Annotated in this window: 14 protein-coding genes; 1 reads left to right on the forward strand and 13 read right to left on the reverse strand. The window is 55.6% G+C overall.

The window, feature by feature from the left end; all coding sequences use genetic code 11:
- Positions 1-611 precede the first annotated feature (611 nt).
- The gene (locus N6G83_RS19665; protein ID WP_260515743.1) at positions 612-2,294 is read left to right on the forward strand and encodes a PglL family O-oligosaccharyltransferase; all 1,683 of its coding nucleotides are present in this window, start codon (positions 612-614) and stop codon (positions 2,292-2,294) included.
- Positions 2,295-2,349: 55 nt separating this feature from the next.
- Here the strand turns inward: N6G83_RS19665 and N6G83_RS19670 are convergent, their stop codons facing one another.
- The 13 genes from N6G83_RS19670 to N6G83_RS19730 are packed head-to-tail and all read right to left on the reverse strand — an operon-like array spanning position 2,350 to position 14,066.
- Positions 2,350-3,579, reverse strand: a complete 1,230-nt coding sequence (locus N6G83_RS19670; protein ID WP_260515744.1) for a beta-ketoacyl-ACP synthase — start codon at positions 3,577-3,579, stop codon at positions 2,350-2,352.
- A complete protein-coding gene (locus N6G83_RS19675; RefSeq protein ID WP_004144506.1) occupies positions 3,576-4,307 on the reverse strand; it encodes a 3-ketoacyl-ACP reductase FabG2 in 732 nt (243 codons plus the stop codon). Before N6G83_RS19675 ends, N6G83_RS19670 begins: the two co-directional genes overlap by 4 nt.
- Positions 4,304-4,780 (reverse strand): hypothetical protein, encoded by a 477-nt coding sequence (locus N6G83_RS19680; RefSeq protein WP_004144507.1) that lies wholly within the window; start codon positions 4,778-4,780, stop codon positions 4,304-4,306. Before N6G83_RS19680 ends, N6G83_RS19675 begins: the two co-directional genes overlap by 4 nt.
- Positions 4,777-5,946, reverse strand: a complete 1,170-nt coding sequence (locus N6G83_RS19685; protein ID WP_260515808.1) for a beta-ketoacyl-[acyl-carrier-protein] synthase family protein — start codon at positions 5,944-5,946, stop codon at positions 4,777-4,779. The genes N6G83_RS19680 and N6G83_RS19685 overlap by 4 nt, the downstream gene beginning before the upstream one ends.
- Position 5,947: 1 nt before the next feature.
- On the reverse strand, positions 5,948-6,535 hold the full coding sequence (locus N6G83_RS19690) for a DUF3261 domain-containing protein (RefSeq protein WP_004144509.1): 588 nt from the start codon (positions 6,533-6,535) through the stop codon (positions 5,948-5,950).
- Positions 6,532-8,853 (reverse strand): MMPL family transporter, encoded by a 2,322-nt coding sequence (locus N6G83_RS19695; RefSeq protein ID WP_260515746.1) that lies wholly within the window; start codon positions 8,851-8,853, stop codon positions 6,532-6,534. Before N6G83_RS19695 ends, N6G83_RS19690 begins: the two co-directional genes overlap by 4 nt.
- Positions 8,822-9,427, reverse strand: a complete 606-nt coding sequence (locus N6G83_RS19700; RefSeq protein ID WP_025304403.1) for an outer membrane lipoprotein carrier protein LolA — start codon at positions 9,425-9,427, stop codon at positions 8,822-8,824. The genes N6G83_RS19695 and N6G83_RS19700 overlap by 32 nt, the downstream gene beginning before the upstream one ends.
- The gene (locus N6G83_RS19705) at positions 9,424-9,846 is read right to left on the reverse strand and encodes an acyl-CoA thioesterase (RefSeq protein ID WP_025304404.1); all 423 of its coding nucleotides are present in this window, start codon (positions 9,844-9,846) and stop codon (positions 9,424-9,426) included. Before N6G83_RS19705 ends, N6G83_RS19700 begins: the two co-directional genes overlap by 4 nt.
- 3 nt (positions 9,847-9,849) lie before the next feature.
- Positions 9,850-11,541 (reverse strand): glycosyltransferase family 2 protein, encoded by a 1,692-nt coding sequence (locus tag N6G83_RS19710; RefSeq protein ID WP_025304405.1) that lies wholly within the window; start codon positions 11,539-11,541, stop codon positions 9,850-9,852.
- The gene (locus tag N6G83_RS19715; RefSeq protein WP_025304406.1) at positions 11,532-11,885 is read right to left on the reverse strand and encodes a hydroxymyristoyl-ACP dehydratase; all 354 of its coding nucleotides are present in this window, start codon (positions 11,883-11,885) and stop codon (positions 11,532-11,534) included. Before N6G83_RS19715 ends, N6G83_RS19710 begins: the two co-directional genes overlap by 10 nt.
- A complete protein-coding gene (locus N6G83_RS19720) occupies positions 11,872-13,233 on the reverse strand; it encodes an AMP-binding protein (RefSeq protein ID WP_049204345.1) in 1,362 nt (453 codons plus the stop codon). The genes N6G83_RS19715 and N6G83_RS19720 overlap by 14 nt, the downstream gene beginning before the upstream one ends.
- Entirely contained in the window at positions 13,230-13,808 is a 579-nt protein-coding gene (locus tag N6G83_RS19725; protein WP_127146315.1) for a hypothetical protein, read from the reverse strand. Before N6G83_RS19725 ends, N6G83_RS19720 begins: the two co-directional genes overlap by 4 nt.
- 6 nt (positions 13,809-13,814) lie before the next feature.
- Positions 13,815-14,066, reverse strand: a complete 252-nt coding sequence (locus tag N6G83_RS19730; protein ID WP_025304409.1) for an acyl carrier protein — start codon at positions 14,064-14,066, stop codon at positions 13,815-13,817.
- Between the last annotated feature and the right edge of the window lie 10 nt (positions 14,067-14,076).

Consider the following 14,076-nt stretch of genomic DNA (forward strand, 5'->3'; position numbering starts at 1 on the left):
CCGCTTTTATTTCCAATACAGCAGAACAATCCCAATAATAGATAATTCCATAAAAATTTAAAAAAACAGATAAAGACAAGAAGAATCCTAATAAAAATAAAAAAATGAAAATCATATTGAATTTAAAAATCAGCAATGAGAAACGATGAGGTAAATTTCCGCCGTCGCGCCGACACTGACGACATCAATTAAAAAAGCAGATACCTCTTTTATTCTTCACAGGGCCTGCCAATATAGGCCATTGCCGGGATACCCCACGATATTCGCGCACGTAGGAATCACAATCAACCATTTGATTTTAATTAACAAAAACAAGAATTAGATTATGAATTGACTGAATCACAATAGATTTGAGAAAATGGCGCGTCTGTTTTTGCAAACAACAAACATACCTTTTACGGGTGAAAAATACGGCTTAAACTTTCTTTGGGTACACAGCCTCGCGCATTCTCAGGGCAAACATTATTTATCGCTTCACCATAAAGACGGTTTAAATTTCCCGTGAGACATTTGCGAATTGAACATTACACGCATTTCAATATCAGGACAAAGGAAAGGGAATAATAAAAACATGCATTCAATAAACGCTATCAGGCCATGGCAGGTTAACCATGGCCGATAAATCTCCCGCTAACGCAGCGACCATCGCCGTGCTGCCCCTGCTGCTGATCTGGATGACGGTGATCCTGCCGATTTATTACCCCAATATGGGCGGCGACGGTCTGGCGCTGCCGCAAAACATTCTGGCCTGGGCCGTCATGGCGCTCACCACGCTGATAGTGACGTTCACCGTTTGCCTTGGCCGTACCCGTCTTTCGCTGACCCCCACCGCACGCCTGTTGCTGCTCGGCATCGCCGTGCTGGCGCTGCCGCTGCTGTATACTCGCTCCGAGTGGCGCGAAGACGCCCTGTGGCGCTGCGCCGGTCTGCTCGGTGGTTGGCTTTTCTATGTCGCCTGCCTGCAGCTGCGCCTAACCCCCAGGCAGCGCAACCTGTTGCTGTACGGTCTGCTGTTCGCCGTCGGCGTTCAGGCACTGCTGGCGGCTCTGCAACTGTTCGCCCCCGCGCTGGCTTGGGTATCCCCTAACGGCAGCCGGGTCTACGGCGTCTTTCAGCAACCGAACGTGCTGGGCAGCTTTATCGCCACCGGGTTGGCTTTGGCGCTCTGGCAGCTGCTGGCTCCCCTCTCTGCGCCAACGCGGCGGCGGCAAATCCCGCTGCTCGCGCTGCTGGCTGCTTTCTCAGCCCTGCTGGTACTGATCCAGTCGCGCGCCGCCTGGTTGGGGGCCGCATTGGCGGCGCTGCTACTGCTGTGGCGCTTTGCCCGCCACCGCACGCTCGAAAGCCGCTGGGCGGGTGGCGCGCTGCTGCTGGGCGCCGCGATCGGTCTGACGGTGCTGTTCACCGGCTTTGGCCTGGATGGCCGCGCAGGTCTCATCGCACGCGAAGGCTCTAATTATTCACGTCTGACCATGCTGCACGACGTCGGCGCCATGATCCTGGCCAAGCCGCTGCTGGGCTGGGGCTATGGCGGCTTTGAATACAGCTTCGCGCACTTCCGCCTGCAGACAATGCCCTGGCGAGAAGTGCTGGAAGTCGCCGGACATCCGCACAATGAAATCCTGCTGTGGTGGGTTGAGGGCGGCCTGCCGGCGCTGGCAGGTATCGCTATCGTCATCGTCGCCGGCGCGCTGCTGCTGAAACGCGCCTGGCAACGGGATTGCGAAGCGCCGGCCGGTGCGCGCGTCGGGCTGTTTCTGGTGCTGCTGCCAATGTTGATACACACCCAACTGGAATACCCTTTCTATCTGTCTGCGCCGCATTGGCTGGCGTTTCTGCTGCTGCTGGCACTGTTGGACGGCCAAACCGGCGCCCCACGCCCGCTGCCGTTAGCCAAAGCCCTGAGTCTGCCTGTAGCAATGGCGGCGCTCGGCGTGTTAGTGATGGCGGTCTTCGCCTGGCAAGGGCGCATGGCGCTCACCCAATCGGAGCGCACGATGCTGACCACCATCGACAGCATCGAGCAGATGCCGCCGCCGGCCGCCTGGATCTATCGGGAGCGCAAAACGTTCGACGAGCAATCTCACGCGCTGCTGGTCTATAACCAAACGCGCGATGATGCCCTGTTGACCGGCTATCGGCAGTGGGCCAATGCCTATCTGCAGCGCCGCATCGACGCCAACGTCTACGCCACGCTGATCATGATCTTGCGCTATCAGGGGGATCAGGCACAAGCCGACGCTCGCCAGCGGGAGGCCGCTTTTCTGTTTTCTCGGGATGCGCGGTTTAGGTAAACCCTATAGAGGTTGGAATGGCGGAAATCAATTTTATTGCTCCCGCCGTTTCAACTTAAACCCAACGTTTAATGATGATGGAGGTATTGATGCCGCCAAACGCGAAATTATTGCTCTGTAAGTATTCACAATCGATGCGCCGGCTTTCCCCCATAATATAATCCAGCTCACCACACTGCTCATCCGGCTGATGAAGGTTAAGCGTTGGCGCAAACCAGCCTTCTCGCATCATTTGCAAACTCATCCAGGCCTCCAGCGCGCCGCAGGCTCCCAGCGTATGGCCAAAATAGCTTTTCAGCGATGAAATCGGCGTTTGGCCGCCAAAAATAGCTGCCGTAGCCTGGCTTTCAGCGATATCCCCTCGATCGGTGGCAGTGCCATGAGCGGAAATATAGCCGATGTCCCGCACATTCAAGCCAGCTATCTTCAACGCCTGCTCCATGCATATTTGCATCGTTTCACGCTGCGGTTGAGTGATATGCGCCGCATCGCAATTGGTGGCAAAACCGACAATTTCACCGTAGATAACGGCGCCGCGCGCTTTCGCATATTCCAACTCTTCCAGGACCAACGTCCCGGCACCTTCGCCAATCACCAGGCCATCACGCTGCCGATCGAAAGGGGACGGTGTGCTTTTAGGGCTATCGTTACGCTGGCTCGTTGCGAATAGCGTATCGAACACCGCGGCCTCCGAGGGGCAAAGCTCTTCTGCGCCACCAGCAACCATAACCTTCTGATAACCGTGACGAATAGCCTCCCAGGCATAGCCAATCGCCTGGCTCCCTGAGGTGCATGCGCTGGAGGTCGGGATCACTCGGCCGCGCAGGCCGAAAAACAGACCGGTGTTAACCGCTGTGGTATGTGGCATCATCTGCACATAAGTGGTGCCAGTGATGTTGTTGGTATGTTTTTCAGTAAGCATAGTGGCAAATTCGCTCACGGGGCCGGTACTTCCCGTCGAAGAACCGTAGGCGATGCCGGTTTGGCCGTTAGTCAGTACCGGATCGTCAATCAGCCCCGCTTGTTCCAATGCCAGTTCAGTAGCGCGAGTGGAAAGGAGTGAGACTCGCCCCATTGCGCGAATGCGCTTTCGGGTGTAATGCTCAGGCAGGACGAAATCATCGATTGGTGCGCCCAGTAAGGTATGCAATCCATCATAAATCTGCCACTCGGGCATTGTCCGCACCGCATTTTCATATGCCAACAGACGCCGGGAAACATCCTGCCACCGTTCCCCAAAGGCGGTTACGCCGCCCATGCCGGTGATGACAACACGACAAGTCATAACATTCCTCCGTTGATGGAAATGACCTGGCGGGTGATGTAGCCCGCAATATCGGACATTAAATAGCTCGCCAGGCCGGCAACTTCATCCGTCTGGCCCATGCGCTTCATTGGAATGATCGCCATCGCTTCTTTCAATGCGGCCTCTTCCATTTCGATCATCCCCGTGTCGATCAGGCCTGGAGCAATGCAGTTAACGGTGATTTTGCGCTTCGCAAGCTCAATGGCCAATGCTTTGGTGGCGCCGATGATCCCCGCTTTAGCGGCGCTATAATTGACCTGACCGCGATTGCCCATCATTCCCGATACCGACGACAACGTAATGATTCGACCACCTCTACGTGCGCCGATCATCGGCATGATGCAAGGATGAATGACGTTATAAAAACCGTCGAGATTGGTGTGGATCACGCTGTCCCAATCGTTCTCGCTAAGCGCAGGGAACGCCCCATCCCGGGCGATGCCTGCATTGCAGACCACACCGTACCAGGCGCCGTGGGCAGCCATATCCTTTTCCAGCACTTCACGGCACTGATCACGTTCACTTACGTCAAAGTTCAGCAGGCGACCTTGCCCCCCAGACTGTTCAATGGCTGCGAGGGTTTCCTGGGCGCCGGCCTGATCTCGGTGATAATGGACGCCGACGATAAAACCATCAGCGGCAAGCTGACGAGCAATCGCGCCCCCAATTCCCTTACTAGCCCCGGTGACCAGAACTGAACGACTCATGCGGTCTCTCCCTGATTAAAAAGCGATGTCAATTCTTCTGACGTTGGCTGGAAAGTATTCACACGGCCAGATGCCAGGCACTCTTCCCCTACGGTAATGGTGCAGTCAAAGCTGCCGAAACGTTCGTCTTGCATCAGCAACCTAGCTTGAACATTCAACGTCGCATTGCCTGGTAGATGCCCGGCCGCACAGGTTAACTCGCGGGCGCCAAGCACCATGCCCAATGAAATTTCATGCAACCCCGCTTGGCGGCGATGCCAGCCGGACCAAACCCCCACCGTTTGCGCCATCAACTCCAGCGCAAACCATCCCGGCAGATTGCCCTGAGCATCGAGAAAGGGTCCCAACACTCCGCCAAGATGCACGCTAACCTGACAGTGAACATCGTTTTCAGTCACGTTGACGACCTCATCCAGTAGCATCATCGGCTCAGCATGAGGCAAGTACTCGGACGGCGGCAAATATTCGTTCATACATCTTTCCCTAATAGAATACTGGCGTTATTTCCGCCAAAGGCGAAAGAGTTAGAGAGGATTATCGGTCGAGCCAACGGTTGGCTGGTATGCATGACACCGCAAGCGGGGAGCACGGGGTCTGCTGGCGAAGCGCTGAAATCTTGGGCGGGTAAAGGTAAATTGCGCAGTAAAATCAGCGCGCTGATAGCCGCCTCCGTGATCCCCGCAGCCCCCAGAGTATGGCCGGTTAAATGCTTGGTCGAACTGCATGGTACCTGTTCACCAAACAGCGAATGCACTACGCGGGACTCGATTTGGTCGTTAAGCAGTGTCGCGGTGCCGTGCAGATTAATGTAACCAACCTGTTTCGCCTCGATATCCGCTTCGGCCAAGGCTTGTTCAATGGCACGAATGGCACCCTCTCCCTGAGGATGCGGTGCTGATATATGCCAAGCATCGCTGGATTCCCCCACCCCTAATAGAACAAGAGGCTGAGGCTCGCGGGTCAGCACCATGAGTGCAGCGCCTTCACCGATAGTGATGCCGCAACGGTTTTGGGCGAACGGCTGGCAAAGCTCAGACGATAGCGACTCAAGGCTGTGAAAACCGTTGATCGGCATTCTGCTCAACGTATCGGCGCCGCCAACAATGGCGACATCGGCAAGCCCCGCTTCGATCAGCCGCCGCCCGCTGATAATGGCTCGGGCGCTGGAAGAGCAAGCTGTCGAAAGCGTAAATGCTGGCCCATCGACCTGTAGCCAGCGGCTGAGAAATCGCGACGGATCGCCGAGCTCCTGCTGAGGATACCGCCAACGCGGGCTAACTTCGCCGTTGAACGTCAGCTGTACATGCTCATCGCCTTCGTTTAACCCGGAGGTGCTGGTGCCCATCACGACGGCAATCCGATCGCGGCCAAACCTGGCGATGGCTTCATCAACCTGCGGCTGGATCTGCTCCAGCGCGGCCAGCAACAGTTGATTATTACGGGAACGATGAGCGGAAAACGACGCAGGGATAACGGGTAACTCTCCCTCAACGCCGCCCAGCACGGCTTCCGGGTTCCCCTGTAGCCACCCCGCTCTCGGACGCATACCCGGCGCAGAGCCGCGAGCGAGGTTTGCGGCTATCTCATCCAGAGAATTCCCAAGCGCATTAATCATACCGATGGCAGAGATGTAAATCATGTTATTCACCCAGGTATTGAATGGTGATTTGGTATTTAAAAGCATGTTGTTGAATGCTAATCGGCTCTCGCAGGCCATTACGCTGAAGATAGGCGATCTCGGTCACCAGCTTGCCGCTGGCGTTGCGCAGCTCGCGCTGATTACCCTTATCGACGATCGTCCAGCCATTCGGCAGCCGCGCCCGCCAAGTTTCAAGCGGCCAAAGGCTAAGCATGACATCGGCCAACACCTGGCTTGCCGGTGGTAATTGAGGAACGATGATAGATTGCTCGGCGTGTAACCCATTCTCATCATAGGTAAGCTTAAACAGCCGAATTCCCACGGAGGAAAGCCCGGCGAGGGTGATTTTCTGCTCATCAGCATGCAACATGACCAACAGCGACTGGCTTTTGCCGTTGAAAGTACCGGTCAGCAGTTGCTGCTTATCGATCGCAGGTGACAAACCAGGCGCAGGCAACACCACGCGGGTGCCCGGTTCTAGCCAGGCCTGTGGGAACGTGTCATTCCCCGGAGCAATCGAATGGCTGCAGCCGGCTATCCCCATCACAACGAGCAGCGCAGCGAATCGCCAGCAATTACGTACCATCATCTTTTTTCTCTTTTTTTATTTGGCATCGCCAGTGGTGAAAGTAGCCAGGCGACGAAAATTCCGCTGACCAAAACAATTCCGAAACAGCTGATTGCCTGCGTGTCACTGAACAACAACATGCCAAGCGTTAGCAAAGTCGTCATCATCGCCAACGTAATGGCTAGCAGCGAAGTCAGCGGCGTCCCCTGCGGGTTACTGAAAAACAGTGTGTAATTGATGCCAATGCCCAATACCAGCACTAATGCCAACAGCGAGAATAGGTTTACGCTATACCCGCAAAACGAGAGCACAGCCAACCCACATCCCAGCGACAACAGGGACGGTATCAGGCTGACAAGCCCTTTACGCCACCCTTGGCGAACCATCGCGCCACAGGCGATCACAACCAACGCGATACCCAACAACCCCGTCAATACGGAACGGTAGAGCGCGAAGAGCGAATCAAAAGACTGTTTGCGGTCCACCCATGCCACACCGGCCTGCTTGTCCGCCAGCTCTCCCAATTGATTGCCTGACGTTACACCATCGACGGGAACCAGCGCCCCACTCTGGCCGTTGGGCAGAGTCAGCCACAACAAACGCCAACCTTCGCTGATGCTGCTTTCCAGCCATGTGGGTACGGAAACCGGCATTGCGTTCAGATCGGGGTTAGCCATATCAAGCCCCGCATTTTTTAGCGCAAGAAGCACGGTTGGTGCCGCGTCACGCAGCAGACGTAAATCCTGCTCTTGGCACGCCAGCGAATTAAGGGGGATCGCGCGGAAATGGCTAATCATTCCCTCATGTTGCGCTCGCTCCAGGTGCGGCAGGAAAGTTTCCAACCGCCGCAGCGTCTGTTCTGGAGTAGCGCCATAGACCACGAACCATTTTTGATCGACGTTTTGCCCGATCAATCGGCTAATCTTGTTCTCCTGCGCCAGCAGTGAAGACGGCAACGCCTGCAGTTGGGAAATATCATCATTCACACGCAACGTGGCAATCCCAGCCATTGACAGCAGAGCCAAGGCCGTCGGCACCCCTACGCGCACTGCTTTATTGCGCCGCCAGGCCGCCAACCAACGCAGCATCACCCCCATCGCCGGAACCGGCCGCACCGGTAAGCCGCGGCACAACCAGGGATGCCAAAAAAATACGGTCAGGCACGATGCGCTAAGTCCGATGGCGGCAAACACGGCCATCTGGCGAATGCCGGGGAAAGGAGCCAACATCATGATTAGATAGGCCGCCACCGTCGTCAACAATGCCAACAAAAGCGCTTTGCCAACCTTCGTCAGGCTTTGCCAGGGCGACATGACCGCGCCATGCACCATGCGTTCGGTCAGATAGTAGAGCGTATAATCGGCAGAAATCCCGATGATGCTCATGCTCATCACCAACGTCATCAGGTGCAGTTCGCCATACAGCACCAACGTGGCCACCGTCCCCGCCAATGCTCCGACGCTGAGAGAAAGTAGACACAACAGCAACGGTCGCAATGAACGAAAGACCACGATAATTAACAGAACCACGCCCAGGATCGTGGCAGCGCCGAGGGTGGCGATATCCCGCTTCGCTTGCTGGCTGGCGTAGTCGCTGTAGAACACCGTCCCCCGAGAAAGCAGCTGCGCCTGCGGATAGAGCGCCTTCAGTGACGCTTCCTGTACCGCGAGCTCCGCCACCAAGCGATGGGTTTGTTGCATATCGAAGGAGTCACCCACCAGCTCCCCGTGTAACAAATACCAGTAGTTTTGCTGCTCGTCCTGAGTGACAAGCCAGCCATCCATCAGCCGCAGTCGCTGACCGTTTTGCGCAAGCGCCAACTGGGAGCCACGCATCAGCATCAATGGATCGTTCCGCAACTCTTTGCCACTAACGCCAGAAAAAGCGGAATAGAGCTGTGACAGAACCCATTGCGCTTGCGCTTCACCGCCATTTTGCAAGCGCATGCGAGTGGCGCTATCGATAAGCCCGTTGCGGTGCTGCCAGAAAAAGGCTCCCCAGGCTTTCTGGCTTTCGGCGTTCATCTTTCCTTTAACTTCAGACAACGCGGGTGACTGTTGAAGTTGCGCCAACCACGTTTCTGCTACTCGCGGATCCGGCTGTTTACCGGGGCTGACCAACCACACTACCTGTTTATCCAGGCGCTGCATAAAGCCGTCACTTATCGCGAGCGGAACCGAACCCAGCGCCTGCTTGGGCAGCATCGCCAACACGCTGCTGTTCAAACGTGCGCCCGGCAGCAACGCCAACAACACGCCGAGCAGCATCAAACATACCAATCCCCATAACAGGGCGAGGCGGCGGGAATTAGTCGGCGGCAAAGCGTTGGCGTTCGTCATCAGTCAGGGTCGCAGGGGTCAGTCGATGTTGAGAAAGTATAATTTCCGTACGATCGCCTTGTTTATCATAGAGCTGAATAGACTCCAGATAAGTTTCACCAGACAAATCGATTGAGGAGAAAATTTTATCCAATGGCGTGGTCGTCGGCGTCAGGCGAAGTACCCAACGCCCCTCTCCCTTATCCTGAAAACCTACGCGGAAATTCTGTTCCAGCGCCTTGCGATCGGCCTGAAATAGTCCGCGCAACAGATGGTTAAACTGGAACATCTGCGGATTATTTTCGGCGGTAACCGTTTGTTGAGGCTGGCCATTCACCTGTTGAACCATACGAAAATCGTTCAGCATCAGCAGCATGGGGAAAGGACTCTTTTGATCCCACAACAACCCTTGATCGCGGGCAAGCAGCATTTCCCCCTGTGAGCGAAGCGGTTGCGGCATGTCCTTAATCGTACGCGTCTGTGCGAAATGAGCCCGGATCACCGGCTGCCCGGTAAAACGTTGCTGAAGCTCATCCAGCGTGACGGCATGCACCCACGGCGCCAGCAAAAGCAGGCATAAAGGCAAAAGTCTCATGGCGCTACTCCCATTCGTTCAAACAAAATATCTGGACTCACGAAGCACATTTCACGGCTTTTCTCTTCTACCGCAACCTGAATGGTGTAACCCGTTGTGGTCCGTTTCGCAGTCAAGACATCGAATATCTGGTAAGCGATGCGCAAGCGGTTTTCATACTCTTCCAACTGTGCGCGAACGCGGATGCGCTGCTCAAATGTCAGCACGTCGCGGTATTTCACCCGAGTATCGACAACCGGCCAAACATACCCGGACGCCTGCATTTGCCGGTAACCGTAATCAAACTGGTTCAGCAGCGCCTCACGAGCGATCTCAAAATAACGAAAATAGTTGCCGTGCCACACCACTCCCATCATGTCGACATCATGAAACGGGATGGTGAGTTCAACGTCAGCCGTAAAGCGAGGGTCGTTAAGCACCCATTACTCCTTATCGGCGGTGTCAGGCAGCCGCCAAAAATCGAAAAAGTTAAACCAGTCCAACGGGGACATCAGTGCGAAATGTTCAAGACGGGCAGCATAGCGATCGATAGCCAGCTGAAGGGCCTGTTGACGTTCAGCTCGCGGTAATGGCAGCGGATCGGCGAAAGCCTCACAATGTATGTGCAGTTTTCCCTCCCGTTGCAAAGCAAAGATCAACAATACCGGGCAACGCAGCAGTGCGGCTAGAATAAACGGCCCTTGCGGGAAAGGCGCGGGCTGCCCCATAAACGAACTCCAGCTGACGCGCCAATCGCCACCACGCTGCGGATTTACCGCAATGCGATCGCCAACGATAGCCACCCACTCACCGCGATCCAATTTATCCTTCAGCAACATTGCCGTTTCAGGGCCAATGTCATTCACCGGGAGCAGGTTTATTCCCGCCTGCGGCGCCATTTCTTCCATCACCTGTTTAAAGCGTTGGGCGTTTTCGCTGAAGACCAGGGCGTTCACCACTTTCCCACCTTGCCGCTGCGCCAGCGCCCGACACGCTTCCACATCCCCCAGGTGTGAAGCCAATAACAGCTTCCCCTGCGTACTGGCGCTGTTTAGTGCCTCTTCCGCCCCCGGAGCAAAAACGATATCTCGCCCCAATTTCAGCTCACCCCGCCAACCGGCGACCTTATCCAACATGGCGTGCCCAAATCGCAGAAAGTGGCGGTAGCTATTCAGATACGGGGGAATTGCCTGCCGGCGCAAAACAAGCTGTTGACGTACGCGTGCAAGCCACTGCCGGGATGCCCGTCTCGGCGCCGCCGCGCTCAACCAATAGACGCCAACCACCGGCCACAGCAAAAGCGAAAATGCGCGGCGACCGAGCAACCGCCACACCGCTAACATGAAGCGCATGCCCCACATTCCTTTGACTTCCGCTTGTTTCGCCCAATGCGCATTTGTGCTGCGACACAACAGTGAAGGAATGCGCGGCAACATGCCGAAAAATAAGCGGGTGTGCATCATCGAAATACGAACGTTGTCCTTCAATGTATCGAAATGCGATACACCATCCTGGGGATAGGTCACTCGCGTCGGGACGAAATAGCTGGTGTTACCCTGCCAATAAAGGCGCACCATCACCTCCGTATCGAAATCCATCCGCCTCCCCAGTGAAACGCGACCGGCAAGCCGTAAAGTCGGGGCTAACGGGTAAACGCGAAAGCCGCACATACTATCTTTCAACTGCAGAGAAAGCGTTTCAATCCATACCCAAACATGCGTCACCCAACGTCCGTAGAGGCGCGCTCGCGGCACGGAATCATCGTATATCGGCAACCCGGAAATCAGCGCTTCCGGATACCGTTCGCTGAGCGCTAACAGTGCAGGGATGTCTTCAATCGCATGTTGCCCATCGGCATCGACCTGCACCGCATGGGTAAAACCAGCGCATGCCGCCGCCTCCAAACCGCGAATAACGGCCACGCCTTTACCAGCGTTGACATCCAGACGAACCAGAGTCACTCGTTCATATTGCTCAGCCAGAGCATCAAGCTCCCGCCGCGTGGTGGCATCGCTGCCGTCATCGACGATGATGCAAGGCAAGGCCAACGGCTCAAGACGTGACAGTACGCGCGCCATCATCGCGCCGTGGTTGTAGCAGGGGATCACGACACAGGGAAAATAACTCAACGACATAACCGGATTTTCCCGCTGCTGGCGGTATGAAGGGTTGCGCCATCATGCCGCAAGTAAGCGAAAGTAAGGCTGCCTCGCTCCTCATGCCAATTGAGCCTCAGCGTCACTCGATTTTCCGGCAACAACGGCGCTTGAAATTTGACGTTCTGAATACTGTGGAAGTAAAAACCCGGCGTGAGCAACATCGCGGAAAAATGCATTACCCAGTCGAGTTGCGCTACGCCCGGTAACAGCGGCTGCACGGCGAAATGCCCTTTGAACCAGAACAGTTCCGGCTCAAGAGAAAAGGTGATCTCGGCTTGACCAGGCTGCGGCTGGTGGCATTCGATTTTATGGGGCGTCATTGAAAAACTCCTGTAATTGCGTATCAACGCGCTTATTCATGCTGTTTACCGGGATTTCATTAACCACCCGCCAATAACGAGGAATAGCCATCGGCTCAAGCCACGGGGACAGTGCACGACGCCACGACAACTCCAACGCGTTACCGTGCTTTTCTCGCCAGGCATCCTGCCGTTCACGATCTAACACCAGCAGTGCGCCGATACCTTGGCGTCCTCGACGAACAACCGGCAACGCCGCCGCGTCCTGAATGCCGTCCAGCGCCATCAGCCGGCGTTCAACTTCACTCAGTGAGATGCGTTTTTCTTCTATTTTCACCACTCGTCCACGGCGCCCTTGCAAACGGAAACGGCCATGCCCGATAAACTGCAGCTCATCATCCAATAATTGCCCGTCAGGTTGCGCAATCAACGGTGATACGGCGCGGAAGGCATCGCCCTCCGCCGTGAGCCTCACCCCCGGAAACAGTTGCCACGGAATGTCATCTTGTTCACGGTAGCGCCAAGCAAGAATGCCGGTTTCAGTACAGCCGTAAATTTCATCCGGCCAGACGCCAAGCCATGCCTGCGTCGCCATAACGTCTTTCCATGGCAACATGCCGCCTGCGGAGAAAATCATGCTGACCGATGGCGCAGCCAACCGGGGATCGAGCCGTTTGAGGAAAGCAGGGCTGCTGACGAATAGATAGCGATAAGAACGATCAAAAGCGGCCAGCTGTTCGGCGTAATGAACCATTGCCGCATGCAGAGGTAATCCCTGCGACATAGGCAAGAAAATGCGAAACGTGAGGCCATAGAGATGCAGGGGAGCAACCGATGCCACCACACGGCAACCGTCCAACTGCCCAGAAAAGCGGGTTGCCAACAGCCTGGCTTCATAATCCAGAACCGCGACCCGCTTAACGACTCTTTTGGGTTGCCCGGTGGATCCGGAAGTAAACAGTTCGATGCTGGCGTCATCGGCGATCGCCGGTAGACATATCTTCGTCGGCGCCGACTTTTGGGCTGACGCCACAACGAGCAGCCCCTCGCTCCAGCACAGTTCGGCATCACTTAACACGCCGCTGAACAGCGACCGTTGCTCCTCAAGCAGTGAGAGCCGGCGATGGCCTGGGATCACCGGTGTTTTGCCGGCGTACAAGACAGCCAACAACGCCACAATGAACAAATAGCTGTTTTCAAAGCACAGCGCCCAGCGATCGGCTTCTTGCTGACGCAAACGATCGAGCAATATCGATACGTCATAGCGCAATTGGCCGAGTGTCCAGGTCTGTTCGCCAAGCCAAGCAATGGGCGTTTCATCGGAGCGCGATGCACTTAACCATTGCGACAGTGAAAGAGGGGGAGTCATCGCACATCTCGCTGCATTACTCGACGACGCACCAACCATTCGCCGGCCATCAGCGCGCCTATCAGCAGATAAGCAATCATGCCGTTCCACATTGTCCAAAGCGCCATATCTCCATGCAAGGCGGTTAAACAGGCCATGGAGCCGTTGAACACGAAAAAGATGCACCAGACCTGGGTAACTCGACGCGTATAACGAACGCCTTCGGGCGGCAGCCGCGGCTCGCGCAGCCGAGCCAAACGCTCAACCAACGGCATATCACTCCACAGCGACCCCCCAAAGCCGCACAGCATCACCAAATTGACAATTACGGGCCACCACAGCAGCAGTTGATGGGCGCGTAACAGCGCGCTGGCAACGCATAACGCAACCCCAGCAAATGCCACGTACTGCATAATGCGATGCATCGGCCCGGCTTTTCGCCGCAGCTGACGTAAGCGTAGAAACAGCATCAGTGCCATCGATGGCAGCAGCCAATGCAGGCCGTCATGCAGCAGGCCAAACCAAACCAAAAACGGCCAAGCTAACAATATTAGCGCCATCATAACCTGTAGCACCGACAACCTTTTCCCCTGCACGATGGATCAGGCTTCCCGCAGCAAACGTTCTACCGCTTCGACGACATCTTGAACGGTTCGCACAGCTTTAAACTCTTCCGGTTTGATCTTCCTGCCGGTTTTCTTTTGCAATTGCACAATCATGTCGACCGCATCGATGCTGTCGAGCTCAAGATCTTCATACAAGCGGGCTTCCGGTGTAATCGACGCGGGATCAATTTCAAAGAGTTTGATCAGAAGCGCGGAGACTTCTTCATAAATAGCGTGTTGTTCTGTCATGGCGGATTCT

The organism is Serratia sp. PL7, assembly GCF_945957435.1.

Bases quoted from the DNA above. Each gene is read 5' to 3' on its own strand.
- N6G83_RS19670 (WP_260515744.1), bottom strand. From the start codon at position 3,579: ATGACTTGTCGTGTTGTCATCACCGGCATGGGCGGCGTAACCGCCTTT.
- N6G83_RS19710 (WP_025304405.1), bottom strand. From the start codon at position 11,541: ATGTCGTTGAGTTATTTTCCCTGTGTCGTGATCCCCTGCTACAACCAC.
- N6G83_RS19700 (WP_025304403.1), bottom strand. From the start codon at position 9,427: ATGAGACTTTTGCCTTTATGCCTGCTTTTGCTGGCGCCGTGGGTGCAT.
- N6G83_RS19715 (WP_025304406.1), bottom strand. From the start codon at position 11,885: ATGACGCCCCATAAAATCGAATGCCACCAGCCGCAGCCTGGTCAAGCC.
- N6G83_RS19720 (WP_049204345.1), bottom strand. From the start codon at position 13,233: ATGACTCCCCCTCTTTCACTGTCGCAATGGTTAAGTGCATCGCGCTCC.
- N6G83_RS19675 (WP_004144506.1), bottom strand. From the start codon at position 4,307: ATGAGTCGTTCAGTTCTGGTCACCGGGGCTAGTAAGGGAATTGGGGGC.
- N6G83_RS19690 (WP_004144509.1), bottom strand. From the start codon at position 6,535: ATGATGGTACGTAATTGCTGGCGATTCGCTGCGCTGCTCGTTGTGATG.
- N6G83_RS19680 (WP_004144507.1), bottom strand. From the start codon at position 4,780: ATGAACGAATATTTGCCGCCGTCCGAGTACTTGCCTCATGCTGAGCCG.
- N6G83_RS19695 (WP_260515746.1), bottom strand. From the start codon at position 8,853: ATGACGAACGCCAACGCTTTGCCGCCGACTAATTCCCGCCGCCTCGCC.
- N6G83_RS19665 (WP_260515743.1), top strand. From the start codon at position 612: ATGGCCGATAAATCTCCCGCTAACGCAGCGACCATCGCCGTGCTGCCC.
- N6G83_RS19730 (WP_025304409.1), bottom strand. From the start codon at position 14,066: ATGACAGAACAACACGCTATTTATGAAGAAGTCTCCGCGCTTCTGATC.
- N6G83_RS19685 (WP_260515808.1), bottom strand. From the start codon at position 5,946: ATGATTTACATCTCTGCCATCGGTATGATTAATGCGCTTGGGAATTCT.